At 57.6% G+C, this 25,060-nt stretch carries 21 protein-coding genes; 20 read left to right on the forward strand and 1 reads right to left on the reverse strand.

The window, feature by feature from the left end; translation table 11 throughout:
* Positions 1 to 135: 135 nt before the first annotated feature.
* Both ACU6HM_RS14440 and ACU6HM_RS14445 read left to right on the forward strand, forming a co-directional pair.
* Positions 136 to 1,731 carry a sulfatase-like hydrolase/transferase gene (locus tag ACU6HM_RS14440; RefSeq protein WP_446763978.1) on the forward strand — a complete coding sequence of 532 codons (1,596 nt, stop codon included), beginning with the start codon at positions 136 to 138 and terminating at the stop codon, positions 1,729 to 1,731.
* 62 nt (positions 1,732 to 1,793) lie between these two features.
* Positions 1,794 to 2,777, forward strand: coding sequence for a Bug family tripartite tricarboxylate transporter substrate binding protein (locus ACU6HM_RS14445; RefSeq protein ID WP_009463828.1), 984 nt, complete (start codon positions 1,794 to 1,796; stop codon positions 2,775 to 2,777).
* 227 nt (positions 2,778 to 3,004) lie between these two features.
* On the opposite strand, the gene ACU6HM_RS14450 is transcribed toward ACU6HM_RS14445, so the two are convergent.
* On the reverse strand, positions 3,005 to 3,463 hold the full coding sequence (locus ACU6HM_RS14450) for a MarR family winged helix-turn-helix transcriptional regulator (RefSeq protein ID WP_009463827.1): 459 nt from the start codon (positions 3,461 to 3,463) through the stop codon (positions 3,005 to 3,007).
* 200 nt (positions 3,464 to 3,663) lie between these two features.
* Here ACU6HM_RS14450 and ACU6HM_RS14455 point away from each other — a divergent pair, with 200 nt between their 5' ends.
* From ACU6HM_RS14455 to ACU6HM_RS14540, 18 genes are all read left to right on the forward strand, one after another.
* Positions 3,664 to 5,874 carry a thiamine pyrophosphate-dependent enzyme gene (locus ACU6HM_RS14455; protein WP_009463826.1) on the forward strand — a complete coding sequence of 737 codons (2,211 nt, stop codon included), beginning with the start codon at positions 3,664 to 3,666 and terminating at the stop codon, positions 5,872 to 5,874.
* Positions 5,875 to 5,897: 23 nt separating this feature from the next.
* Positions 5,898 to 7,403, forward strand: coding sequence for an indolepyruvate oxidoreductase subunit beta family protein (locus ACU6HM_RS14460; protein ID WP_009463825.1), 1,506 nt, complete (start codon positions 5,898 to 5,900; stop codon positions 7,401 to 7,403).
* A 230-nt stretch (positions 7,404 to 7,633) separates the two neighbouring features.
* On the forward strand, positions 7,634 to 8,149 hold the full coding sequence (locus ACU6HM_RS14465; protein ID WP_009463824.1) for a MarR family winged helix-turn-helix transcriptional regulator: 516 nt from the start codon (positions 7,634 to 7,636) through the stop codon (positions 8,147 to 8,149).
* A 95-nt stretch (positions 8,150 to 8,244) separates the two neighbouring features.
* Positions 8,245 to 8,688 (forward strand): acyl-CoA thioesterase, encoded by a 444-nt coding sequence (locus tag ACU6HM_RS14470; protein WP_009463823.1) that lies wholly within the window; start codon positions 8,245 to 8,247, stop codon positions 8,686 to 8,688.
* Between the two features lie 130 nt (positions 8,689 to 8,818).
* A complete protein-coding gene (locus tag ACU6HM_RS14475) occupies positions 8,819 to 11,155 on the forward strand; it encodes a bifunctional salicylyl-CoA 5-hydroxylase/oxidoreductase (protein ID WP_250756398.1) in 2,337 nt (778 codons plus the stop codon).
* A gap of 21 nt (positions 11,156 to 11,176) precedes the next feature.
* Positions 11,177 to 12,301, forward strand: coding sequence for a cupin domain-containing protein (locus tag ACU6HM_RS14480; protein ID WP_083055160.1), 1,125 nt, complete (start codon positions 11,177 to 11,179; stop codon positions 12,299 to 12,301).
* Positions 12,302 to 12,396: 95 nt separating this feature from the next.
* Positions 12,397 to 13,320, forward strand: coding sequence for a fumarylacetoacetate hydrolase family protein (locus ACU6HM_RS14485; RefSeq protein WP_009463820.1), 924 nt, complete (start codon positions 12,397 to 12,399; stop codon positions 13,318 to 13,320).
* 15 nt (positions 13,321 to 13,335) lie between these two features.
* On the forward strand, positions 13,336 to 14,364 hold the full coding sequence (locus ACU6HM_RS14490) for a carbon-nitrogen hydrolase family protein (RefSeq protein ID WP_009463819.1): 1,029 nt from the start codon (positions 13,336 to 13,338) through the stop codon (positions 14,362 to 14,364).
* Between the two features lie 188 nt (positions 14,365 to 14,552).
* A complete protein-coding gene (locus ACU6HM_RS14495) occupies positions 14,553 to 15,341 on the forward strand; it encodes a cyclase family protein (RefSeq protein ID WP_009463818.1) in 789 nt (262 codons plus the stop codon).
* Positions 15,342 to 15,671: 330 nt separating this feature from the next.
* Positions 15,672 to 16,640 (forward strand): PDR/VanB family oxidoreductase, encoded by a 969-nt coding sequence (locus ACU6HM_RS14500; protein WP_009463817.1) that lies wholly within the window; start codon positions 15,672 to 15,674, stop codon positions 16,638 to 16,640.
* Between the two features lie 23 nt (positions 16,641 to 16,663).
* Positions 16,664 to 17,998, forward strand: coding sequence for an aromatic ring-hydroxylating dioxygenase subunit alpha (locus ACU6HM_RS14505; protein ID WP_009463816.1), 1,335 nt, complete (start codon positions 16,664 to 16,666; stop codon positions 17,996 to 17,998).
* Between the two features lie 2 nt (positions 17,999 to 18,000).
* On the forward strand, positions 18,001 to 18,483 hold the full coding sequence (locus ACU6HM_RS14510; protein ID WP_009463815.1) for an aromatic-ring-hydroxylating dioxygenase subunit beta: 483 nt from the start codon (positions 18,001 to 18,003) through the stop codon (positions 18,481 to 18,483).
* A 19-nt stretch (positions 18,484 to 18,502) separates the two neighbouring features.
* Positions 18,503 to 20,134: an AMP-binding protein gene (locus tag ACU6HM_RS14515; RefSeq protein WP_021447146.1), complete on the forward strand. Its 1,632-nt coding sequence runs from the start codon at positions 18,503 to 18,505 to the stop codon at positions 20,132 to 20,134.
* A 4-nt stretch (positions 20,135 to 20,138) separates the two neighbouring features.
* Positions 20,139 to 21,323: a thiolase family protein gene (locus ACU6HM_RS14520; RefSeq protein ID WP_083055163.1), complete on the forward strand. Its 1,185-nt coding sequence runs from the start codon at positions 20,139 to 20,141 to the stop codon at positions 21,321 to 21,323.
* Entirely contained in the window at positions 21,320 to 21,721 is a 402-nt protein-coding gene (locus tag ACU6HM_RS14525; RefSeq protein ID WP_026483927.1) for a Zn-ribbon domain-containing OB-fold protein, read from the forward strand. The genes ACU6HM_RS14520 and ACU6HM_RS14525 overlap by 4 nt, the downstream gene beginning before the upstream one ends.
* 21 nt (positions 21,722 to 21,742) lie before the next feature.
* The gene (locus ACU6HM_RS14530; RefSeq protein ID WP_009463811.1) at positions 21,743 to 22,474 is read left to right on the forward strand and encodes an SDR family NAD(P)-dependent oxidoreductase; all 732 of its coding nucleotides are present in this window, start codon (positions 21,743 to 21,745) and stop codon (positions 22,472 to 22,474) included.
* A 772-nt stretch (positions 22,475 to 23,246) separates the two neighbouring features.
* A complete protein-coding gene (locus tag ACU6HM_RS14535; RefSeq protein ID WP_009464436.1) occupies positions 23,247 to 23,750 on the forward strand; it encodes a TRAP transporter small permease in 504 nt (167 codons plus the stop codon).
* Positions 23,751 to 23,765: 15 nt separating this feature from the next.
* On the forward strand, positions 23,766 to 25,055 hold the full coding sequence (locus ACU6HM_RS14540) for a TRAP transporter large permease (protein WP_021447142.1): 1,290 nt from the start codon (positions 23,766 to 23,768) through the stop codon (positions 25,053 to 25,055).
* The last annotated feature ends 5 nt before the right edge of the window (positions 25,056 to 25,060 follow it).

Below are 25,060 nucleotides of genomic sequence, written 5' to 3' on the forward strand. Positions count from 1 at the left end.
TTCGAAAATTATTCTCAGACTGCGGTAATAATCTGAGGCATAAGCGGGTCTGTTATGCATTTGCTTACACATGGCCTACTCCTTTTGTGGCGTCGGGTTCTACGCGGGCCCGGACCCGGTTTTTTTGAGGCGGACATGGATCAGGCTCAGCCCAGTCAGGTGTCTTTAGAGATCAAGAATGTGTTGTTCATCATGTGTGACCAGTTACGTGCAGACCACCTGTCCTGTTATGCCCCTAGGGGCGCATTAAAGACCCCCAATCTGGATCGTCTGGCCGCCATGGGTGTGCGCTTTGATCGTGCCTATGTGAACTCTGCCGTCTGTGGCCCGTCGCGGGCCTCGTATTACACCGGCCGCTATCCCTTGTCGCACCGGGTCACCTGGAATCGCGTTCCCCACCCCATCGACGAGCTGTATCTGGGAGATTATCTGGCCCAGTCCGGGCGAGACTGCCATCTGCTGGGCAAGACCCATCACGTGCCGGACCCGGCCGGGGCCAATGCCCGACGCTTCCAGGTTCAGCCCGAGGCGGCCGAGCGCTTCTGGCAAGGCGGCTTTACGGCGATTGAACGCTATGACGGTCACTTTGAAATGGGCCCGGATAGTGAATACCGCCAGTATTTGCAGGCTCAGGGTTACGACAGCGAGCGTCCCTGGGAAGACTATGTGATTGGCAGCCAGGATGCCCAGGGTCAGTTTGCCTCCGGTTGGTACATGCGTAATGCCAGCCTGCCAGCACGGGTACAGGCGCAGGACTCTGAAACCGCCTACTTCACCCAGCGGGCCATGGATTTCATCACAGCCAAGGACGAAGAGCCCTGGGCCTTGCATCTGTCTTTCATCAAACCGCACTGGCCTTATAAAGCGCCAGCGCCCTACCACGATCGCTTTGGCGCGGAAGACGCCTGTACGCCCCTGCGTGCAGAGCACGAGCGCCAGAATGCACACCCCGTGCATGCGGCCTATCAGCAGCATGAAGAATCCCTGTCTTTTGCTCAGGACGAGGTCTGGCGCACGATCAAGCCTGTCTATATGGGCCTGGTTCAACAGATTGATGATGAAGTCGGCCGTTTGCTGGACATGCTGGAACAGCAAGACCGCCTGAAAGACACCCTGATTATTTTCAGTTCTGATCATGGTGATTTGCTGGGCGACCACTGGCTGGGAGAGAAAGAGTATTTCTTTGAAAATGCCATACGCGTTCCGCTGATCGTGGTTGATCCACGGACTTCAGCAAATGCCACACGTGGTCAAAGCAGTGATGCCTTTGTCGAGTGCGTGGATGTCACCCCCACGATTCTGGATGCCTTGCACCTGCCCGCCCAGGAACACCGGGTGGAAGGCCGTTCGCTGATTCCCCTGTTGCACGGCCAGTCCGACTGGGCACGTGAGTACACCGTGGCCAGCCTGGATTACGCCTATCGGGAAGCCCGCCAGATTCTGGGCCGTGGCGTGGATGAATGTCGTGGCCTGATGCTGCGCGATAGTGACTATAAATACATACATTGGCAAGGCTATCGGCCACAATTATTCGACTTGAAGCAAGATCCTGACGAGCTGCACGACCTGGGCGCAGACCCGGCGTATGCAGCGGTTTGTCGGCGGATGAAAGAAGGCCTGCTGGACTGGCATGACACCCTGAAAGGGCGTGCCAGCGAGAGCTGGGCTGCGGTAGAGGATCGTACCAATGCGCATGAGCGCATGATGAATATCTTGATTGGACGATGGTAAATGCGCTGCGGGGGGCTACCAGTCGGTGGCGGGCCGCAATCAATAACGATAAGGAGTGGACAATGAAGCAGCTTAAAAATACGACGCTGGCCCTGTTGTTGGCAGGTGTGGGTGCTTTGGCCCCGATGATGGCTCAAGCCGCCTGGCCGACTACGGACCAGGTGCGTATTGTGGTCCCCTACCCACCCGGCACCGAGCCTGACATTCTGGCCCGCGATCTGGGTGTGCATCTGAACAAGGCCACCGGCAAGGTCTTTGTGATTGAAAACCGTCCGGGCGCCAATGCCATTATCGGTACTGACAATATCGCCAAAGCCAAGGGGGACGGCTCGGCCCTGCTGATGGTCGATAGCCTGGCGGTATCGACCAACCCGCTGCTTTACAGCAACCTGCCCTACAAATGGGAAAAGGACCTGAAGCCGGTCACCACAGTCGCTGGCGTGAACCTGTATCTGCTGGTGCGTAATGATTTCCCGGCCAAGGACTACAAGGAATTTATCGCCCAGGCCAAGAAAGCCAATGGTGATACCAATGTGGGCACCGGTGGCCGTGGACACGTCACGCACCTGGGCATGGGCTTGCTGGCCCGTGAAGAAGGGGTGAATTTCACCTACATCCCCTACAAGGGTATGGCCCCGGCGACAAACGCCATTCTGGGCGGTGAGACAGATGCCATGCTGGTCGGTGGCATTCTGGCATCCCAGCACGTAGATGGCGGCAAGGTGCGAGTCTTGGCGGTAGGCGCTGACAAGCGTACTGAACTGCTGCCAAATGTGCCGACGGTGCAGGAAGCAGGTGGCCATGCCAACAGCATTCCGACGACGACTTTTGCGCTGTTTGCCCCCGGCACCACGCCGGATGACACCGTGAAAGAAATTCAGGAAAAGGTGGATGCTGCCCTGAAGACCCCCGAAATGCAGGCTGCCTTCAAGAGCCGTGGTCTGGCCCAGTTCTTCACCACCCCGGCCCAGACGCTGGAGCGCGTGCAGAACGACTCCAAGGTCTATTCCGAGCTGATCCCTACCCTGGGCATTCAGCCTGAGTAATGGGCTATCTGGCAGAGCCATACATCTGATCAGTAGCCTGGCTGCTGACGGTTATGGCTCTGTGAAGCCTCAAGGTTGGAAAGGATAAAAAAACACCACACACGCCCCGTTCAGGTGAGGCGTGTGTGGTGTCTCTTGAATCTGGAAGTCGCTACAGACCAGGTTCAGAACGCCAAGCCCGCGCCATGCAGGGTTAGAACCGATAGTGTGGCCGGGCGGGCTGCGTTTTACTGATCGTTGTAGTCGTGCTGCTCGGAGATCAGACGCCGCAAGGTGGTTTTGAGGGCGCCGACATCCAGCGGTTGCAGGCGCTGCACCACTTCCTGCTCGTGCAGGCGAGCCTTGGCAATCAGGCCGGAGATCAGCGTCTGGCCTTCTTCGGTGATGCGTACCAAGGTGATGCGTCGGTCCACATCGTGGGCCACGCGGCGCAGCAAACCTTGCTTTTCCAGGCGATCGAGCAAGCGCGTGACGGTGGGTTGCTTGGTGGTGGCAATACGAGCCAGATGGCCGATGCTCACTTCGCCCGCGCCGGACAGGGTGGACAGCACACGCCATTCGGAAATGGACAAACCGTTGCTTAGCACCACTTCATGGAATTCGGCAGAGATCAGCTGGCTTGCCTGGGCCAACAAGGCGGGCAGGTAGTTTTCGACAAAGACGGTGTCGTGTTCGGTGGGGCTCATGGTGCTTATTGTCATTACAGGCTAATGGGTGCCGCAAGGCAGCAACAGGGCTCACTATAACCAAGCTGTCCGCTCGCGTGTCGCAAATAATTTAGCTACTTTACTAGGGAAAACCATGAGAATGGATATGTTGAGATATAAACATATTCCGATGAAAATAAATACCATGTTCACAATGAGCGGTAAGTAAGGAAAGAAAAATGGCTGAGCGATCGTTTGTCGAAGAAGTCAAAAAGCTGCGCCTGGGTGATGGAGACGTATTCAGTGGCGAAGGCATCCTGGCGGTGACCAAGGCCCTGCTGGAATCGGGCGTGTCCTACGTGGCCGGTTACCAGGGTGCGCCTATCTCGCACTTGATGGACGTGCTGGCCGATGCCCAGGACATCCTGCAAGAGAACGGAATCCGTTTTGAAAACAGTGCCAGCGAGGCAACGGCGGCGGCAACGCTGGCTGCGTCGGTTAACTACCCGCTGCGTGGCGCCATCACTTTTAAAGCAACCGTGGGTACCAACGTGGCCTCGGACGCGCTGGCCAACCTGGCCTCCGGCGGGGTCAAGGGCGGTGCGCTGATCATTGTGGGGGAAGACTACGGCGAAGGCTCGTCCATCATGCAGGAGCGCAGCCACGCTTTTGCCATGAAATCGCAAATGTGGATGCTGGACCCCCGTCCCAACCTGCCCTGTATTGTGCAAGCAGTTAAAGACGGCTTTGATCTGTCCGAAGCGTCCAACACCCCCGTGATGTTGCAGCTGCGTATTCGCGCCTGTCACGTGCATGGTCAGTTTGTGGCCTCGGATAACCGCCGCGCCAAGTTCACTATCAAAGAAGCCATGGAGCAGCCCACACGCGACATCAATCGCATTGTGTTGCCGCCTGCCAGCTTCCTGCATGAAAAAGAAAAGATCGAACAGCGCTGGCCTAATGCCGTCAAGTTCATCGAAGAGCGTCAGTTGAATGAATTCTTTGCTGATGGCGCCGATGACGTCGGTCTGATCGTTCAGGGCGGTGGCTACAACACCGTGATCCGTGCTCTGGAACACCTGGATATGGCCGACGTGTTCGGCGAATCCAAAGTGCCGATGTACGTGATGAACGTGGCCTACCCGCTGATCGAATCTGAAATCGTCCGCTTCTGTGAAGGCAAGCGTGCGGTGCTGGTGCTGGAAGAAGGTCAGCCCAACTTTGTTGAACAGAACATCTCCGACATCGTGCGCCGTCACAATGTGGATGTGACCTTGCACGGCAAGGATCTGTTGCCTCTGGCCGGTGAATACAACACCGCCACCATGTTGAAAGGCCTGCGTGCCTTCATGGAAAAATACGAGCGCATCGAGCCCCTGCCAGCCCGCAAACCACGCGTGATCCCGATGAAAGTCGAGACCGTGGAGCGTCCCAAAGCTGAGCAAGCCAGCCTGGTGGAAGTGGAAGCGGCTGAAGTCAAACCCTTGGGCAGCCTGGACGAGAACGTTCACGCCCGTCCGCCAGGGTTTTGTACCGGCTGTCCCGAGCGTCCTATCTTTACCGCTTTGAAGCTGGTGGAGCGCGAGCTGGGCGAGCACCACGTGTCGGCTGACATTGGCTGCCACCTGTTTTCCATTCTGCCGCCCTTCAACCTGGGTAACACCACCATGGGTTACGGCCTGGGTGGCGCCGGTTCGGCCGCCTTGAACGTGGATTCGGACAAGCGTGCGATCTCGGTCATGGGTGACGGTGGTTTCTGGCACAACGGTTTGACCAGTGGTATTGCCAACGCCGTGTTCAACCGCAGCGACAACCTGACCATTGTGATCGACAACAGCTACACCGCGGCTACCGGTGGTCAGGACATTCTGTCCTCCAAGGCCAAGAACGAAACGCGCAGTACCGGTCACCTGATCGAGAAAGCCGCGCGTGGCGTGGGTGTGGAATGGCTGCGCATGATACGTCGTACCTACGACTTGAAGACCATGACGGCAACCCTGCGTGAAGCCCTGACGACCAAGGAAAAAGGTCCCAAGGTGCTGGTGGCGCAAAGCGAATGTATGTTGAACCGTCAGCGCCGCGAGAAAGGCCAGGTGCGTAAAGCCGTGGCGGCGGGCGAACGCGTAGTGCGCGAGCGTTTTGGTGTGGATCCGGATACGTGTACCGGCGATCACTCCTGCATCCGCTTGTCCGGTTGCCCGTCGTTGTCGATCCGCCCCAATCCGGACGCCCTGCGTCAGGACCCAGTGGCGAACGTGATGAACAGTTGTGTGGGTTGCGGTCTGTGTGGTGAGGTTTCCCACGCCGCGATTCTGTGCCCGTCTTTCTACCGTGCACAAGTAGTCAGCAACCCGACTGGCTGGGACAAGTTCCGCGAAAAAACCCGCCGTAGCTTTATCGGCTGGTTGCAGCGTCGTGACGCTGCCCGTCGTGAACGTCTGGCCTTCTAAGCACACCCGTAGAGATTTTTATCATGCAGATCAAACCAATCAAGATTGCTATTTTGGCCATGGGTGGCGAAGGCGGCGGCGTGTTGGCCGACTGGATCGTCAACCTGGGCGAACAAAACGGCTACTTTGCACAGACCACCTCGGTGCCGGGCGTGGCCCAGCGTACCGGCGCCACGATTTACTACGTGGAACTGTTCCCGCACTCGGCCGCCGTGGATGGCAAAAAGCCTGTGCTGGCCCTGATGCCCATGCCCGGTGACGTGGATGTGGTGCTGGCTTCCGAGCTGATGGAAGCCGGTCGCGCCGTACAACGTGGCCTGGTCACAGAGGACCGCACCACGCTGATCGCTTCGACTCACCGTGTCTATTCCATTGCCGAAAAATCGGCCATGGGTGATGGCCGTGTGGACGACAATGCCCTGATTGCGCACGCAACCCAGGCTGCCAAGCGTTTTGTGTATTTCAATATGGAAAAAGCGGCCGAGGATTCGGGCAGCGTAATTTCCGCCGTGCTGTTTGGCGCATTGGCCAGCACTGGTGTGCTGCCCTTTAGCCGCTCGCAGTTTGAACAGACCATCGAACGCGGTGGCGTGGGCGTCAAACCCAGTCTGAAGGCTTTTGGTGCAGCTTACGCCCGTGTCGCTGAAGGCGATGCTGGCAAGGCCGATTCGGAAAACAAGCCGGTTGATATGGCGACGCTGGCCCCCCGCGACCCTGCAGTGGCCAAGCTGATTGACCGCGTCCGTGCCGAAGTGCCCGAGCAGGCCCAGCCTATCGTGGTGGAAGGTGTGCGCCGTGTGCTGGATTTTCAGGACGTGGCCTACGCCAATCTGTACCTGGACCGCCTGAAAAAGATCAGCCAGTTTGCCCGCCCTGACGATGTGGCCCTCATTCGCGAAACCGGCCGCTACCTGGCGCTGTGGATGTCCTACGAGGACGCCATTCGCGTGGCCGAACTGAAAACCCGCTCCAGCCGTTTTGACCGTGTGCATAAAGAAGTGCGCGCTGCCGACGGCCAGATCGTGGCGATCAACGAATACATGCACCCCCGCGTGGAAGAAATCAGCGAGATCCTACCGTTTGCCAGCGTTGGCCGTTGGTTGATGCGTCCTACCTGGGGCAACAAGCTGGTGAAATCGCAGACCAAATCCGGTCGCGTGATTCAAACCAGCTCGGTGCGCGGCTTCATTCCTTTGTACCTGCTCTCGGGCTTCAAGCGCTGGCGTCGTCGTACGCTGCGCTACCAGGCTGAGCAGCAGCGTATTGAAGGCTGGTTGAAGCAGATCGAACAGGCTGCCGATGCTCATCCGGCCCTGGCTCTGGAAATTGCTCAGTGCCAGCGTTTGGTCAAAGGGTATGGTGATACCCATGCCCGTGGCTTGCGTAACTACCAGACCGTGATGTCGGCTCTGGAGCGCAACCCCAGCACCCTGTCACCTGCCATTTTGGGAGCCTTGCGCGATGCGGCTTTGGCCGACGAGCATGGCGTCAAGCTGGAGGCTGCACTGCGCCAGTACGCACTGGTGTAAGGGCGACACCGGGCCGCTTTCGGGCGGCCTTGGTGAAAACCCTTGAGGAAGCGTTTTTATCCCGCCAAATACTTTATTTCTAAAATATTCATAGTAGAATATAAATTCGGATTGGCACTGCGACCAAGGCCCTGAAAGCCAGACATCCCGTGTCTACTTGGCCACTTGTTCAAGCAAGAATATCCCGCCTGTTGGTCAAACTGAATTAGCCAAAGCTTGGGGGAAAAAATATGAATCAAAGCGAAGCAGCACTCGAATTTTTGGTAGAACCGGCCGATGCCGGCTTTGAAGGCCGCGTCGGTCCCAAGGACCCCGCCAGCCTGAAATTGTGGTTGCGCATGCTGACCTGCACCAAGCAGATCGAAGACGAAATTCGTCGCCGCTTGCGCCAGAATTTTGATATTTCGCTGGCCCGTTTCGACTATATGGCCCAGCTGTATCGTTACCCGCAGGGCCTGAAGATGGGCGAATTGTCGCGCTATCTGATGGTAACCGGCGGCAATATTACCGGACTGACTGATGAGCTGGCCCGCGAGGGCATGGTGTCTCGCCAGAGCAGCCCCACCGACCGACGTGCTTGGGTGTTGCGTCTCACCCCCAAGGGCAAGAGCAGTTTCGAGGCGATGGCCCAGGCCCACAGCGACTGGATTGCGGAAATGTTTGAAGGTCTGGGCACGGAAGAGGTCGTGCACATCCATCAGCATCTGGGCCTGTTGCGGGTCCATCTGCAAAGCGCTGCTGGCTAGCATAAGGTGCATCCTGCCAGGCCTGTAAGCCAGGCAGGATGCGGATAGCGTCACGAACAGGCGCACAAAACACTTGCTAAAAAGGTGTCTACAACATGGTTTCCAAGCTGTACGAACAAGAACATCGCATCCGTTTTTCGGAATGCGATCCAGCGGGTATCGTTTTTTATCCGCAGTACTTTGTGATGTTTAACGACCTGATGGAAGCATGGATCGACTCCATGACCCCCGAGGGTTTTCACAACATGATCGCCAGCAAACGGGTGGGCATGCCCTCGGTGCATATCGAAGCCGAGTTCAAGTCCATCAGCCGTATGGGTGATGATGTGGTGATGAGCCTGGGTGTGGAACGCATTGGCAATAGCTCCTTGACGCTGCTGTTGCGCTGCATCGGTAAAGACGGTGTGTTGCGTATGCAAGTGCGCCAGACCGTGGTGACCACCTCGCTGGAGACGCACCTGGGTATTCCTATCCCTGATTTCCTGCGCAACCCCATGCAAGAGTATGTGATTGCCCAGCCAGAAAGCAGCAAGGCTTGATCTAGTTTGAAGTAGTAGCAGGCAGTGTGCAGGTCAGGTATTTTTTTTGATTTAAATAGTTGACTTGTATAATATTTATTAATAAATATACTATGCTCAGAAGCATGTATTCAGACCATACGGACATATCATGAATATCGTATGTATTGGCGGAGGCCCAGCCGGCTTGTATTTCGGTTTGCTGATGAAGTTGCAAAACCCTCAGAACGAGGTTTTTGTCGTCGAGCGCAACCGACCGTACGACACCTTTGGCTGGGGTGTGGTGTTCTCGGACGCGACCATGGAAAACCTGCGTGAAGCTGACCCTGTGTCCGCGCAGACCATCGGTGACGCGTTCAACCACTGGGACGACATTGAGTGCCATTTCAAGGGTAGCGCAGTGCGCTCCAGCGGTCATGGCTTTATCGGGATTGGTCGCAAGAAATTGCTGAACATCCTGCAGGCTCGCTGTGAAGAAGTGGGCGTCAAGCTGGTGTTCGAGACCGTGGTCACGGACGAAGCTGAACTGGCCCGCAAGTACAACGCCGATATCCTGATCGCTTCTGACGGCATCAACAGCGCCATTCGTACCCGCTACGAAGACGTGTACCAGCCCGATATCGACACCCGTAACTGCCGCTTTGTGTGGCTGGGTACGGAAAAAGTGTTCGACGCCTTCAACTTCATTTTTGTTGAAACCGAACACGGCTGGTTCCAGGCTCACGCCTACCGCTTCCAGGATGGCCTGTCCACGTTCATCGTGGAAACGCCTGAAGAGACCTGGCAGAAAGCCGGTATTGGCGAAATGTCGCAGGAAGAGGCCATTGCCTACTGCGAGAAGCTGTTTGCCGACCATCTGGATGGCAACAAGCTGATCAGTAACGCGACTCACCTGCGCGGTTCGGCCATCTGGATCCGCTTCCCACGCGTTATCTGCAACAAGTGGGTGCACTGGCAAGATTACGGCACCGGCAAGAAGGTTCCTGTGGTGCTGATGGGCGATGCCGCTCACACCGCTCACTTCTCCATCGGTTCCGGCACCAAGCTGGCTCTGGAAGATGCCATTACGCTGGCTCAGCACATGGACCACGAGTCCATGGAAGAGGCCCTGAAAGATTACGAAGCCGCTCGTAGCGTGGACGTATTGCGCATTCAGAACGCCGCCCGCAACTCGACCGAATGGTTCGAGAACGTGGCCCGTTACGCCAATATGAAGCCCGAGCAGTTCACCTACTCCATGCTGACCCGTTCGCAGCGCATCTCGCACGAGAACATGCGTATGCGTGACGCGGCCTGGCTGGAAAAATACGAGCGCTGGATGGCGACCGAAGCTGGCATGAAGCTGGCCGACGGTGAAAAGGCTCCCTCGCCCATGTTCACGCCCTTCAAGCTGCGCGACATGCAGTTGAAGAACCGTGTCGTGCTCTCGCCCACGCTGATGTACAGCGCCAAGGACGGCATGCCCGGTGCTACACACCAGGTGCATTACGGCAGCCGCGCCATGGGTGGCGCTGGCCTGATCATGGCTGAAATGACGGCCGTGACGCCTGAAGGTCGTGTCACTCCCGGTTGTACCGGTCTGTGGAACGATGAGCAGGCCAATGCCTGGAAACCTGTGGTGGCTTTCGCCCACGAACAGGGTGCCAAGATCGGTGTGCAACTGGGCCACGCTGGCCGTCGCGGTTCGACGCAGCTGGGTTGGGAAAAAGCCAATCAGCCGCTGGCTGAAGGCAACTGGCCTTTGGTGTCGGCCTCCGCCCTGCCTTACCAGGCTGGCGTCACTGCCGTGCCTGCCGAGATCACCCGTGCCCAGATGGACGAAATTCGTGACGCCTTTGTGGCCGCCGCCAAGCGCGCTGACCAGGCTGGCTTTGACTGCATCGAATTGCAAGCCGCCCACGGTTACCTCTTGTCCAGCTTCATCTCGCCGCTGACTAATCAGCGTAGTGACGAATTTGGTGGTAGTCTGGAAAATCGCATGGCTTACCCGCTGGAAGTGTTTGCCGCTATCCGTGCCGTCTGGCCAGAGAACAAGCCCATCCTGGTGCGTATCTCGGCAACAGACTGGGCCGAAGGTGGCAACACGGCGGACGACGGTGTGGAAATTGCCCGCCTGTTCAAGCAAGCCGGTGCCGATCTGATCGACGTGTCCTCGGGTGAAGTGGTGCTGGAGCAGCAGCCAATTTACGGCCGCATGTACCAGACGCCATTCTCCGACCGTATCCGTAACGAAGCCGGTATCGCCACCATGGCGGTGGGTTCGATCATGGAAGCGGATCACGCCAACAGCATTATTGCTGCAGGCCGTGCTGACCTGTGCGCCCTGTCGCGAGGCTTTCTGGCCGATGCGAACTGGCCACAACGTCAGGCTGCGGAGCTGGGTTACACCGACCTGGCCTGGCCCGTTCAGTACGAATGGGGCAAGGACTGGTTGCAGCGCCAAATCAAACGTGCGCCAGTGGCCCAGGACGGCCCTGCCAAGTCATAAAACACGAAAGGAGACAGCATCATGTCGGAAGAACGTTTTGACACCCACCGCGAAAGCGTGCTCGGTCGTGCAGATGTTGAGGACACGCCCGAACTGGTGAAGTACTACCAGGATTTGACTCAGTTTGAGGCCGGTGCCCTGTGGACCGTGGCCAACAAGATCGAGCCCTGGGAGCCCAAGTCCGAATCCGTGCCTGTGGTGTGGCGCTACCGCGACCTGCGCGATTACGTGTTGCGTTCGGTGGATCTGGTCAGCCCTGAAAAGGCCGGTCGTCGTGTGATTTACCTGAACAACCCCGGTCGCCAGGAAGTCTCGGCGGCGGTGGGCTGGCTGTACTCCGGTTTGCAGGTCATGAAACCGGGTGAAGCGGCTTCCGCACATGCGCACTCCTCCTCGGCCCTGCGTTTCATCATGGAAGGCCGCGGTGCCTACACCATCGTGGACGGCCACAAGATGACCTTGGGCGCCAACGACTTCGTGCTGACGCCTAACGGTTGCTGGCACGAGCACGGTGTGGAAGCTGACGGCCTGCCTTGCATCTGGCAAGACGGTCTGGACATTCCGCTGGTCAACGCCCTGGAAGCCGGTTTCTACGCGGTTCACCCGGATCTGACCCAGGCCATTACGCACCCCGTCAACGACGCGGTGGGTATCTGGGGTGGTCGTGGTCTGAAGCCCACCTTGCACGACTGGCAAAAACCGTACTCGCCCCTGCTCAAGTACGAGTGGGAGCCCACCTACGAAGCCTTGTCGGCCTACGCCAAGGTTACGGACGGCAGCCCCTTTGATGGCGTCATCATGGACTACATCAACCCGCTGACCGGCGGTCCTGTCATGGCCACCATTGGTGCCAGCATGCAGATGCTGCGCCCCGGTGAACACACCAAGGCCCACCGTCACACCGGCAGCATTATTTACCAATGCGCCAAGGGTGAAGGTTATTCCATCATCAATGGCAAACGCTTTGACTGGCGCGAACGCGACATTTTCTGCGTACCATCCTGGATGTTCCATGAGCACGTGAACGGCTCCTCGTCCGAGGACGCTTGCCTGTTCTCGTTCCATGACCTGCCCGTGATGCGCGCCCTGAATCTGTACCGCGAAGAAGCGCTGGCAGAGAACGGCGGCCATCAGGTCCTGCTGTAAGACTACTTGTTTAACTTATTTGGACGGCCTGCCAAGGCGGGCCGACCCGATTTATTCAAGCCATCTGCACAAGATGGCCCAATCTGGAGATAGAAATGCGTCTTGTAACGTACCGTAGTGAAGTTGCTGCCGCTGGCCGCTTGGGTGCCATTGTGGGTGATTTGGTGGTTGACCTGGGTTACCTGGGCGACGCCACAGGCCACATGCTGCCTGACAATATGCTCGATTTCATCGACCTGGGCCCAGCCGCTGTGACTTCCACGGCTCGCTTGCTGGAAACCTACGCCGACGATATGCCTTTCGGTGTGGCGCTGCCCCTGGCCAACGTCAAGCTGTTGGCTCCTATCCCACGCCCACGCAAGAACATCTTTGGTATCGGCTTGAACTACGTGGAACACGTGGCCGAATCCAGCCGTACTCTGGACACCTCCAAAGAGCTGCCCAAGCAGCCCGTGATTTTCTCCAAGCCACCAACCACCGTGGTTGGCCCTGGCGATGCCATCGAGCACAACAAGAACATCACTCAGCAAATGGACTGGGAAGTGGAACTGGCCGTGATCATGGGCACCCGTGCTCAGCGCGTGGCCAAAGAAGATGCCCTGAAGTACGTGTTCGGTTACTCCGTCATGATCGACGTGAGCGCCCGCGACTGCCGTCGTGCCGGTCAGTGGATCTACTCCAAAGGCCAGGACACCTACGCTCCTTTCGGCCCCGTGATCGTGACCGCTGACGAGCTGACCGACCCGCACAACCTGAACCTGAGCCTGACTCTGAACGGTGTGACCAAGCAAAGCTCCAACACCAAGCACATGCTGTTCAACGTGAACGACCTGATCGCTGACATCAGTGCCGGTATCACGCTGGAACCCGGTGACATCATCGCTACCGGTACCCCAGAAGGCGTGGGCGCTGGCCGTGATCCTCAAGAGTGGATGTGGCCTGGTGACGTAGTGCACGCTGTGGTTGAAGGCATTGGCGAACTGCGCCACCCCATCGTGGACGTCACCCCCCAAAACTAAGTAAAGGAGAGCATGATGCTGGAATTGCGTCAGTTCAAGGCCGCCGCCGTTCAGGCAGCGCCCGTGTTCCTGGATACGAATGCGACTATTGAAAAAGTATGTCGCCTGATCAACGAAGCGGCCGATAACGGTGCCGAGCTGATCGCCTTTCCCGAGGTGTTCGTCTCCGGTTACCCCTACTGGAGCTGGGTGATGAACCCGATCGACGGTAGCCCGTGGTTCGAGCGCCTGTGCAAATCGGCCATCGAAGTGCCCGGTCCCGAGATCCAGAAGGTTGCGCAGGTTTGTCGCCAGCGCAAGGTCAACGTGGTGTTGGGTGTGAACGAGCGCAGTCCCGTTGGCATCGGCACCATTTACAACACGCTGGTTACCATCGGCGCTGACGGTCGCATTCTGGGCCGTCACCGCAAACTGGTTCCCACCTGGGCTGAAAAGCTGACCTGGGCCAACGGCGATGCGTCCTCGATGCGCGTGCATGACACCACTATTGGCCCTCTGGGTGCCTTGGCTTGCGGTGAAAACACCAACACGCTGGCTCGTTTCAGCCTGTTGTCGCAAGGTGAACTGGTACACGTTGCCAGCTACATCGCCTTGCCCGTGGCACCGAAAGACTACGACATGGCTGAAGCGATTCGCCTGCGTGCTGCTGCTCACTGCTTTGAAGGCAAGGTGTTTACGGTGGTAGCTTGCTCGACGGTTTCCGAGGAAATCATCGAAGCCATGTCGGCCAGCCATCCTGAAGCACGTGATCTGCTGGCTCGTCCCAACAGCGCGTTCTCGGGCATTATTGGCCCCGATGGCCGCGTTCAGGGCGAAGCACTGATCGACAAGGAAGGCATTGCCTACGCCGACATCGATCTGTCGCGCTGCATCCAGCCGCGTCAAATGCACGACATCACTGGTCACTACAACCGTTTTGACGTGTTTGACCTGCGTGTGAACCGCAAGGCTTTGACTCCTGCCCGCTTTTACGAAGGCGACGCAGCGTCCCAGCCAGACCTGAATCCTGCCGAGTTCTCCGTTCTGGACGACAAGGAAGCGTAAGAAGGTTCAAGACGGTCCCTTTCCCCCAGTGGATGAGACCGGACATAGGGTAGTCCCTGCGGACTACCCTATGCCTGTCGAATCGGAGCGGCTTGCAAGCCGCGACGTGGACGGCGCAAGCAACAGTAGGCACGTGTGCGCCATACAGGCACTCATAACAACGACATAAGACCCAAGTAGGAGATGAAATGAGCGACAAGAACCCATTGGCAGCCTTTATCCAGGCGATCGACAGCAAGCAGGTCCGTTTTGTGGATCTGACCCAGACTCTGTCTCCCAGCTTCCCCGCCTTGCAACTGCCCCCCCAATTTGGCCAGACTGCCGGTTTCTCGATTGAGCGCATCAGCCAATACGACGAGAACGGCCCAGGCTGGTACTGGAACAACTTCACCTGTGGCGAACACACCGGTACCCACTTTGACGCGCCTGCGCACTGGATTTCCGGCAAGGACCATCCAGACAACACGGTCGACACTATTCCAGTGGACAACTTCCTGCGCCCTGCCGTGGTAGTTGATGCTTCTGCTGAAGTGGCCCAGAACGAAGACTTCATCCTGACCTCCGAGTTCCTGTTGAACTGGGAAGCCAAGCATGGCCGTATCCCTGAAGGCGCCTGGGTGCTGTTTCGCACCGACTGGTCTAAACGCGTGAACGACGCCGAGGCCTTCCTGAACATGCGTGAAGACGGTGCTCACACGCCTGGCCCAGCTCAGGAAGCGGTAGAGTGGATGATTCACGAGCGCAAGGTTCACGGTTTTGGCGTTGAAACCATCAACACCGATGCTGGCCAATCCTACTCCTGGCCTATTGGCTACCCTTGCCACACTCTGATGCACGGTGCCAACCGTTACGGTCTGCAGTGCCTGTGCAACCTGGATCAGCTGCCCCCTCAGGGTGCGCTGATCATGTCGGCCCCGTTGAAGATTGAAGGCGGTTCCGGCAGCCCATTGCGCGTGGTCGCACTGGTTGCTCAGTAAGTAGAAAACGGTGGGGAAGTGGCAGAACTGTGTACCATGCGGTTCTGCTGTTTTCTCACCTAGTGGTTTTCCATTATATTCGGCAGTATATATTTATCCGTAAACTATTCATCAATAAAATAAATTCACAAAAGAATGAATAGAGATCCAGCCATACAGCCAGTCTTGGTGTCAGGCAGCCGGTTTTAGCGGAGACAGTAGACGAGCCTTACGCAGCCTTTTTCAGGTTACGCGATACCGTCCCATTGCCCCCTGCGGCGCTACATCATGCCACGGCTTGGCCTTTTTGGCTGGGTAATTGATGTAGTCATGCTCAATGGTAGGCACATGATGGATACTTTTGAACTCGTTATCCGGGACATCCAGAACGCATCCCCGCTGATTCGCAGTTTTACGCTGGAGCCTGCCCAGGCCGGTTCCCTGCCCGCGTTTGCGCCGGGTTCGCACCTGCAGGTACAGATTCCTGATCTGAACGATCACCGCTGCTATTCCCTGATTTCGCTGGACGCCGACACGGCACAGGGCCCGACCTGTTACCGTCTGGGCGTGCGCCTGGAAGACAACAGCTCGGGTGGTTCGCGCTTCATGCACAGCCTGAAAGTAGGCGATACGCTGCGCGTGGCTGGTCCCAAGAATGATTTCCCCTTGCATGCTGCCGCTGAAGGCGAAACCGAAACCGTGCTGATTGCCGGTGGTATCGGTATCACCCCCATTGCCAGCATGGCCGCTGCCTTGCATCACCAGGGCCGCCCTTATCAGCTGCACTATGCTGGTCGCAGTGTGGAACAGTTGGCCTTTCTGGATGAGCTGAGCGCCCTGTCCGGCCCGGCTCTGCGTCACTACGCGGACGACAGCGAAGGCCGTTTCTGCCTGAATACCCTGCTCGACGGTCTGTCTAAAGACCAGCACATTTACGTCTGCGGCCCCAAAGGCATGATTGATGCCGTGATCGAAGCCTGCAAGCAACGTGGCTGGCCTGGCGACCATGTGCACTTCGAGCTGTTTGTGACGGCTGCTCCCCAGGAAGGCGACCAGCCGTTTGAAGTGGAACTGCGCCAAAGCGGCGTGACCCTGCAAATTCCCGCTGACAAGACCATTGTGGACGTGATGGAAGAGCAGGGCCTGGACCCCATGATCGACTGCAAACGCGGCGAGTGCGGCGTCTGTACCTGTGATGTGATCGAAGGCGAGGTTGACCACCGCGACTACTTCCTGAGCGACTCGGAAAAAGCCAGCAACAAGGTCATCCAGATCTGTATTTCCCGCGCCAAGACCCCGCGTCTGGTGCTGGATCTATAAGCCCAAGGGCGACGGAGAACATGATGGAAAAGTATCGTGATAATCCCCAGGCCATCCGCGAATTGGTACGCGAGGCCGAGGTCCACAAGGATTTGTACATCAACCAGGAGCTGTTTGAACTGGAGATGGAGCAGTTGTTCGTCAATACCTGGGTCTACGTTGGCCATGCCAGCCAGGTGCCCAATAAAGGCGACTTCTACACCACGACGGTCGGCACTGAATCGGTCATCATGGTGCGCCATACCGATGACAGCATCCGTGTGCTCTACAACCGCTGCCCGCACAAAGGTGTGCAAGTGGCGGGCGAGACCTGTGGCAACACGGGCAAGTTCTTCCGTTGCCCCTACCACGCCTGGACGTTCAAGACGGACGGCTCCCTGTTGTCCATCCCTTTGAAGAAGGGCTACGAGAACACCGGCTTTGAATGCACCGAAGGCAGCAAGGGCATGGCCGCAGTACAGAACGTCAAGGTGTACCGCGATTTCGTGTTCTGTCGACTGGCCGATGAAGGCATTGGCTTTGAGGAATTCTTTGGCGAGTCCCTGAGCACCATCGACAATATGGTGGATCGCTCCCCCGAAGGCCGTCTGGAAGTGGCCGGTGGCGTGATGCGTTACATGCACCAGTGCAACTGGAAAATGCTGGTTGATAACCAGACCGATACCTGTCACCCCATGGTGGCGCACGAGTCCTCGGCGGGTACTGCTGTGAAAGCCTGGGAAGCGGCCCCTCCGGGTACGCCCAAGCCCATGGCCGTTGAATTGTTTGCCCCCTTCATGTCGCCTTACGAGTTCTACGAAGGCATGGGCATTCGCGTGTGGGAAAACGGTCACGGCCATACCGGCGTGAGCAATTCCATTCACGCTGATTACTCCGAAATTCCGGGTTACTGGGACCAGATGGTCGAAGCCTACGGTGAGGAGCGCGCCAAAGCCATTTTGGGCGATACGCGTCACAACACTTGCTACTTCCCCAACATCATGGTCAAGGGCCCGATCCAGACCTTGCGTTTGTTCAAGCCGCTGGCCGCTGACAAAACCCTGGTGGAATCCTGGACCTTCCGCCTGGTGGGTGCACCCGACACCTTCCTGGAACGCACCCTGATGTACAACCGCCTGATCAACGCACCGACCTCCATGGTCGGTCACGATGACCTGGAAATGTACGAGCGTGCCCAGCACGGTTTGCAGTCGCGTGGTCGCGACTGGATGAACCTGGCCCGTCTGGTGGAAAAAGATGAAGACCAGCAAAAGAACGTGGTGATCAACGGCACCAGCGAAATGCAGATGCGCGCCCAGTTCCGCGCCTGGTTGAAGTTCATGCTGCCCGAGCAGCAGGCCAAGAAAGAAGAGGAATAACCATGAGCGAAATCAGCCGTCAGGCCCTTATCGATTTTGTGTATGCGGAAGCCCGCCTGCTGGATGAACAGCGCTACGAGCAATGGCTCGACCTGTTCACCGAGGATGGCTACTACTGGATGCCGCTGGTGCACGATCAGCAGGACGCCCGTTTGCACGCGTCCCTGATGCACGAGGACAAGCTTTTGCTGCGTATCCGTGTGGAACGTCTGGCAGGCCGCCGTACCTTTTCCCAGCAGCCCAAGAGCCGCAGCCATCACCTGCTCCAGCAACCCACTGTGGAAAGCATGGACGAGGAAAAAGGCGAATACACCGTGCGTTGCGCCTTCCATTACACGGAAACGCGTGGCGACAACCAAGATATCTATGTGGGTTGGAATACCTACACCCTGGTGCGCCAGGACGACGCCTTGAAGATCCGTCTGAAACGGGTGGATCTGCTCAATTGCGACGCGCCTTTCGGCAATATCCAGTTGTTTATGTGACAGGACAGGAGAATTTTTGATGGCCAACACCACGGTCTACCAGGCTTTTCGAGACACCGCCCAGAAATGGGGCGACAAGCCCTTTGTATGTACCCTGCCTGAGACCGCCGAGATCTACGGTATTGAAGCGGGCGAGCTGACTTATGGTCAGGCGCTGGAGCGTATCGACGCCTTGCGCGCCGGCTACGCCGCTGCTGGCTACGGCCACGGCCACCGCGTCGGCATCCTGCTGGAGAACCGCCCCGTGTTCTTCCTGCACTGGTTCGCACTGAACAGCCTGGGCGTGTCGATTGTGCCAATCAATCCTGATTTGCGCGCTGCCGAGCTGGAATACCTGATCGGCCATTCGGAAATGATCATGGCCATTGCCCTGCCCAGCCGTCACCAGGATCTGGTGGAAGCAGCTCAGCGTGCAGGCCAGCCCTTTGCCATCATGGCCGACGGCGATGTGCCACCCATGGTAAGCCGCGCCGCCGCCCGTTCCTGTGACATTCCTGACGAACACAGTGAATGTGCTCTGTTGTACACCTCCGGCACCACAGGCCGCCCCAAGGGCTGCATGCTGTCCAACCAGTACTTCCATTACGCCGGTGAGTGGTACCGCGACATTGGTGGTCTGGCTTCGCTGGAGCATGGCAAAGAGCGCATGCTGACTCCGCTGCCCCTGTTCCACATGAATGCCATGGCCTGCTCGACCATGGCCATGGTCAAGACCGGCGGTTGCCTGATCTCCCTGGACCGTTTTCACCCACGCAGCTGGTGGGATTCGGTGCGCGAATCCGGCGCAACCGTGGTGCATTACCTGGGTGTGATGCCTGCCATCCTGATGAAGGCCGAGGCCAGCGAAAAAGACCGTCAACACAATGTGCGCTTTGGTTTTGGCGCTGGTGTGGACCGTGGTCTGCATCCTATCTTTGAAGAACGCTTTGGTTTCCCGCTGCTGGAAGCCTGGGCCATGACGGAAACCGGCGCGGGTGCCAGCATCATCGCCAATCACGAGCCGCGCTTTATCGGCACCTCCTGCTTTGGCAAGGAAATGCCCGTGGTGGAAGTGCTGTTGCGCAAGGACGATGGCGAACCCGCTCAAGCCGGTGAAAACGGCGAACTGCTGGTGCGCTCGGCCGGTGACAACCCACGCTACGGCTTTTTCTCCGGCTACTGGAAAGACCCGGCTGCAACCGACGAAGCCTGGGAAGGCGGCTGGTTCCACACGGGCGACATTGTGTGCCGTGACGAACAAGGCTATCTGCACTTTGTGGACCGCAAAAAGAACGTGATCCGTCGTAGTGGCGAGAACATCGCTGCCGTGGAAGTGGAAAACATCATGCAGCAGCACCCGCTGGTGCGCTCCATTGCCGTGGCCGCCGTGCCCGACGCCATCCGTGGCGATGAAGTGATGGCGCTGGTGGTGCCGCACAATCCTATCGAAACCCAGGAACAGCGTGAACAGGCTGCCCAGGAAATGGTGCAGTGGGGTCTGACCCAGCTGGCCTATTTCAAGGTGCCCGGCTACGTTCTGTTTGTGGATGCTTTGCCGCTGACTTCGACCAACAAGATCCAGCGCGGTGAGCTGAAAACGGTTGCTCTGGCTGCGCTGGAAAACCCGGCCTGCGTGAACACGAATCACCTGAAAAAACGTCAGGAGGCCTAAGCCCATGGCCTTGCCGCAAGCAGCCCGCCAGGGCTATGACGATGTGGTGCTGGTCGCCCCGGTGACCATCCCCTACGAGCGCCATTCCGAGCAGACCGCGCATTGGTGGCTGGGTGCGGCATTGGGCCAGTTGCTGGCCCAGTCCGGCCTGAAAAAAGCCGACGTCGATGGTGTGTGTGTATCCAGCTTCACGCTGGGTTCGGACACTGCCGTAGGCGTGATGCAGCATTTTCAGATGAGCCCACGCTGGCTGGACCATATCCCCATGGGTGGGGCCAGCGGTGTGGTGGCCATGCGTCGTGCGGCCCGCGCCGTGCAGTGTGGCGATGCGTCCATCGTGGCGTGTATTGCGGGTGATACCAACCACCGTGAATCCTTCAAGAACACGGTGTCGGGCTTTTCCCGTTTCTCCCAGGATGCCGTCTACCCCTACGGTGCCGGTGGCCCCAACGCCAGCTTTGCGCTGCTGACGGACTACTACATGCGTCACTACGGTGCCACGCGTGAAGATTTCGGCAAGCTGTGCGTTGCCCAGCGCGATAATGCACTGCGCAACCCGCATGCCCTGATGAAAAAACCGCTGACGCTGGAACAGTACATGGAGGCGCGCGTCATTGCCGATCCCATCCACTTGTTTGACTGCGTGATGCCGTGTGCCGGAGCCGAAGGCTATCTGGTCATGCGCCGTGAACAGGCCGAAGCACTGGGCCTGCCTTATGTCCGTATCCGTTCTACCATCGAGCGTCACAACGCTTTCCCTGAAGACCCTGTGCAGCATCGCGGTGGCTGGGCCATGGACAAGGATGCGTTCTACGAACATGCGGGCCTCACCCCGGCAGACGTGGATTTCATGGAAACCTACGATGACTACCCCGTCATCAACGTCCTGCAGTTTGAAGACCTGGGATTCTGCGCCAAGGGCGAAGGCCCGGAGTTCATCCGCAAGAACACTTTTACGGTGGACGGCAGCTTTCCCTTCAATACCAGTGGCGGACAGCTATCGGTAGGCCAGGCCGGTGCAGCAGGCGGCTACCTGGGTCTGGTTCAGGCCTTGCGCCAATTGACGGATACCGCAGGCGACACGCAAGTGGCCAATGCCCGCATCGGCCTGGTGTCCGGCTTTGGCATGATCAATTACGACCGTGGTATTTGTACTGCTGCGGCCTTGCTGGAACGGGGGCAGTCATGAGCGACACCCAAATCTTGCCACCGGGTGCACGCAGCGCCACGGCAGCCGGACTGACCGAAGCCGCCCAACGCGGCGAATTCGCCCTGCAAGTGTGCCCGTCCTGCGGCACGGTGCAGTATCCCGCCCGCGATGTGTGCGGCCATTGCCTGCACACGACGCTGAACTGGCAGGCCGTTGCCGACACGGGTGTTCTGCAGGCCACGACCACCTTGCATCACAGCAACGAACCCTACTTTCAGGCACGACTGCCCTGGCGTATCGGCACAGTTGCCCTGGATTGCGGCCCTTTTGCCATCGCCCACTTGCCCGAAGGCGGGCAGGCGGACGAGAAAGTGCGCCTGAGTCTGGAGTTGGATGCTGGCGGCGTAGCCGTGCTGGTGGCGCGCCCTGCGCCCTGAATTAGCCTGGAGACAATCAAGATGACACAAGCTCAATACACCGCCATTGTGACGGGCGGCAGCACCGGTATTGGTGAAGACATTTGCCGCAAGATGCTGGATCAGGGTTACACCGTGATCAGCATGGCGCGCAATGTCCTGCCCTGGACGCACGAGCGTCTGCACTGCGTGCAGGTGGATTTGCTGGATGCAGCAGCAACCGAAAAAGCCGCCAAGGATATTGCCGAGCGCTTTGAAGTGACCCACTTCATCCACAACGCAGGCGTGATCTGGCCGGCCTTGCTGGACGAGGTCAAGCTGGAAGATTTGCAGGGTCTGACCCAGATTCACCTGGGTGCTGCCTTGCAGATTACCCAGGCGGTCGTTCCTGGCATGCGCGAGCGCCACTTTGGCCGCATCGTGCTGATGTCTTCGCGTGGCGCGCTGGGTCTGCAAACCCGTACGGCTTACGCCGCGACCAAGGCGGGCATGTTGGGCATGGCCCGTACCTGGGCGCTGGAACTGGCGGACCAAGGCATTACCGTCAACGTGATTGCCCCCGGTCCCATCACTACCAATATGTTCTACGACGTGGTTGAAGCCGGTAGCGAGCGCGAAGCCAAGCTGGCTGCTGCGATCCCTGTTAAGCGTCTGGGCCGTGCGGATGACATCAGTCGCGCAACCATGTTCTTCTCGGACCCTGAAAACAGCTTTATCACCGGCCAGACGCTGTATGTCTGCGGTGGTGCCAGCGTGGGTACGCTGACGATCTGATTGACGGGCAAGGGGACTGCCCGTGATCGCGCTTTGAGTGCGTTCAGGAGCGAGTCCATTTGCTTGGCGGTATATAAAACCCCCTTGGTTTTCCAAGGGGGGTTTTTGCTTTTGGATGGCACAGCCCCCTTGATGGACTATCTGTTCCAGCATGTCTGGCGGCGAGTGTCGTTTAAACAAACGGCTGAAGGGACCGTCTTGATTGGTGGCGGCTGGTCAGCGGTGCCGGGATTTTTTGCTGCCTAAGTTTTTTTCTTTGTCGCAGAGGCCGATTTTGGCTTTTTATCCCCGGTTTTTGGTGTCAAAAGTTGCTGTTTCAGACCTGCTCGCATCGCATGGAAGTATGTCCAACACGTGAGGGGCCTGTTCATTTTCGACTCTTTTTTTGTCACATGAAACACCTGGGCCTCAGGGTTTGGCTACCGGTCTGGATGCTGCCTGATTGCTAGTGGGCTGATTCTTTTATTGCCCTTCTTAAAGCCAATGTTCGCCTGCTCGACATTGCGCCAAGCCAGTACTCGCGCCTGTTCCAGCAATTTTTATCAGCTCTTGCACAGGACAAGCGAGGCAGTTTGTGACCGTATTTCTTGCCATGTGAGATAGAAACCACGAATCCATGATTTTGGATGGAATTAAGGGTTTCTTTCTATTTACCTGGATTTGTTCATCTATAAACTATTTAGAACAGAAATATAACAATGCGCGTCGATTTTTCGAGGTGCATGATGACCCAAAAAACGGGCCTTCGCCGGCCAAAAAGAGTGGAGCTGTAATGAACGACGATCTGCCAGGAATGGAGCTGGTGCGTTCACGTGGAGTAGTACGAGTTGTAGAGACAATTCTGGATGCTGCCTGTGTGGTCATCTTGATCCTGATGACAGGGATCACTACCGTGGACGTGATAGGCCGGTACGTATTTCACGCCCCTTTGCTGGGCGCTTATGAAGCCAGCGAACTCTTGCTGGGTGTGCTGATTTTTGCGGCCTTGCCGCGTGTTACCTGGCACCAGCAACATTTGACCGTCAGTCTGATTGACGCCTGGCTAGGTCCAGTGGCGCGTCGTATCCAGCAATTCGTGATCAATGTGGTCTCTACCGTCATGTTGGCCGTGTTGACTGTCTACCTGTGGAGTCACGCCAACGAGCTGGCCGACTACGGCGATATGAGCAACGCCTTGCAAGTGCCCATTGCCCCGTTTGCCTACATCATCGCCACCATGACCGGCATTGCCACTGTGGCTTCCCTGTTCAAGATTTTTAGCTCTCCAAGCCGATAAAGACGGAGTTTTTTCATGTTGATTTCTATTATCGGACTGGCTGTCCTGCTGGGTAGCTTATTTCTGGGTTTGCCCATTGCCTGGGGCATGTTGCTGGTTGGTACGCTGGGTTTTGCCTTCTTTACCGGCATGGAAGCGGCCTTGACCATGGCGGCGCAGACCAGCTACGACACGGCCATGAGCTACAGCTTTACCGTGCTGCCGCTGTTCATCTTGATGGGTAATCTGGTCAATGCCTCGGGCTTGTCCAAGGACCTGTACAAAGCCGCTCACGCCTTTATTGGTCACCTGCGTGGTGGTCTGGCGATGGCCACGATTGTTGCCTGTGGTGCCTTTAGTGCACTCTGTGGCTCCAGTATGGCCACCACAGCGGCCATGGGTCGTGTGGCCATGCCCAATATGCGCAAGTACAACTATGACGATCGTCTGGCTACCGGCAGTATTGCGGCAGGCGGCACCCTGGGCATTCTGATTCCGCCCAGCGTGATGATGGTGGTCTACGGGATCTTGACCGAAACCGACATTGGCAAGCTGTTTGCCGCCGGCTTCCTGCCCGGCATGATTGCCATGCTGATGTACCTGATCACGGTGATGATCATTACCGCGATCAACCCGAATCTGGGCCGTCCTGGCGAAAAAGCTAGCTGGCGCGAGCGCTTTGAGGCGACCAAAGGCGTGATGGCCATTACCGTGCTGTTCATCGTCATCATGGGCGGTATTTACGGGGGTGTCTTCACCCCGACAGAAGCGGCGGGTATTGGCGCTGCAGCGACCTTCTTGCTGACCCTGAAGCGTCGTGGCTGGCAGCCTCGCATGTACCTGACGGTGCTGATTGAAGCCGCTCAAACCACGGCCATCATGTTTGCTTTGGTGATTGGTGCGCTGGTCTTTACCAACTTCCTGACCGTGGCTGGTTTGCCTAATCAGTTGCTGGGTTTCATCCAGGGCATTGATGTGTCGCCCATTGTGGTGATTCTGATCATCTGCGCGATTTACCTGGTTCTGGGTTGTTTCCTGGAAACCATGTCCATGGTCATGCTGACGGTGCCTATCTTCTACCCGATTGTGGCCTCTCTGGGCTTTGATCTGGTGTGGTTCGGCATCATCGTGGTGGTGGCTGCTGAAATCAGTCTGATTACCCCTCCGTTGGGTCTGAACATTTTCATGATCAAGAACGTGATGCCCGATGTTCCTTTGGGCACCATTATTCGGGGTGTGACTCCCTTTGTAATGATGGATATCGTGCGTTTGCTCTTGCTGGTGTTTGTCCCCTGGATTGTTCTGGTTGTCCCGAACAGTATGTAAACCCG

This window comes from Alcaligenes sp. RM2, assembly GCF_052931795.1.

Bases quoted from the DNA above. Each gene is read 5' to 3' on its own strand.
- ACU6HM_RS14440 (WP_446763978.1), top strand. From the start codon at position 136: ATGGATCAGGCTCAGCCCAGTCAGGTGTCTTTAGAGATCAAGAATGTG.
- ACU6HM_RS14445 (WP_009463828.1), top strand. From the start codon at position 1,794: ATGAAGCAGCTTAAAAATACGACGCTGGCCCTGTTGTTGGCAGGTGTG.
- ACU6HM_RS14450 (WP_009463827.1), bottom strand. From the start codon at position 3,463: ATGAGCCCCACCGAACACGACACCGTCTTTGTCGAAAACTACCTGCCC.
- ACU6HM_RS14455 (WP_009463826.1), top strand. From the start codon at position 3,664: ATGGCTGAGCGATCGTTTGTCGAAGAAGTCAAAAAGCTGCGCCTGGGT.
- ACU6HM_RS14460 (WP_009463825.1), top strand. From the start codon at position 5,898: ATGCAGATCAAACCAATCAAGATTGCTATTTTGGCCATGGGTGGCGAA.
- ACU6HM_RS14465 (WP_009463824.1), top strand. From the start codon at position 7,634: ATGAATCAAAGCGAAGCAGCACTCGAATTTTTGGTAGAACCGGCCGAT.
- ACU6HM_RS14470 (WP_009463823.1), top strand. From the start codon at position 8,245: ATGGTTTCCAAGCTGTACGAACAAGAACATCGCATCCGTTTTTCGGAA.
- ACU6HM_RS14475 (WP_250756398.1), top strand. From the start codon at position 8,819: ATGAATATCGTATGTATTGGCGGAGGCCCAGCCGGCTTGTATTTCGGT.
- ACU6HM_RS14480 (WP_083055160.1), top strand. From the start codon at position 11,177: ATGTCGGAAGAACGTTTTGACACCCACCGCGAAAGCGTGCTCGGTCGT.
- ACU6HM_RS14485 (WP_009463820.1), top strand. From the start codon at position 12,397: ATGCGTCTTGTAACGTACCGTAGTGAAGTTGCTGCCGCTGGCCGCTTG.
- ACU6HM_RS14490 (WP_009463819.1), top strand. From the start codon at position 13,336: ATGCTGGAATTGCGTCAGTTCAAGGCCGCCGCCGTTCAGGCAGCGCCC.
- ACU6HM_RS14495 (WP_009463818.1), top strand. From the start codon at position 14,553: ATGAGCGACAAGAACCCATTGGCAGCCTTTATCCAGGCGATCGACAGC.
- ACU6HM_RS14500 (WP_009463817.1), top strand. From the start codon at position 15,672: ATGGATACTTTTGAACTCGTTATCCGGGACATCCAGAACGCATCCCCG.
- ACU6HM_RS14505 (WP_009463816.1), top strand. From the start codon at position 16,664: ATGGAAAAGTATCGTGATAATCCCCAGGCCATCCGCGAATTGGTACGC.
- ACU6HM_RS14510 (WP_009463815.1), top strand. From the start codon at position 18,001: ATGAGCGAAATCAGCCGTCAGGCCCTTATCGATTTTGTGTATGCGGAA.
- ACU6HM_RS14515 (WP_021447146.1), top strand. From the start codon at position 18,503: ATGGCCAACACCACGGTCTACCAGGCTTTTCGAGACACCGCCCAGAAA.
- ACU6HM_RS14520 (WP_083055163.1), top strand. From the start codon at position 20,139: ATGGCCTTGCCGCAAGCAGCCCGCCAGGGCTATGACGATGTGGTGCTG.
- ACU6HM_RS14525 (WP_026483927.1), top strand. From the start codon at position 21,320: ATGAGCGACACCCAAATCTTGCCACCGGGTGCACGCAGCGCCACGGCA.
- ACU6HM_RS14530 (WP_009463811.1), top strand. From the start codon at position 21,743: ATGACACAAGCTCAATACACCGCCATTGTGACGGGCGGCAGCACCGGT.
- ACU6HM_RS14535 (WP_009464436.1), top strand. From the start codon at position 23,247: ATGAACGACGATCTGCCAGGAATGGAGCTGGTGCGTTCACGTGGAGTA.
- ACU6HM_RS14540 (WP_021447142.1), top strand. From the start codon at position 23,766: ATGTTGATTTCTATTATCGGACTGGCTGTCCTGCTGGGTAGCTTATTT.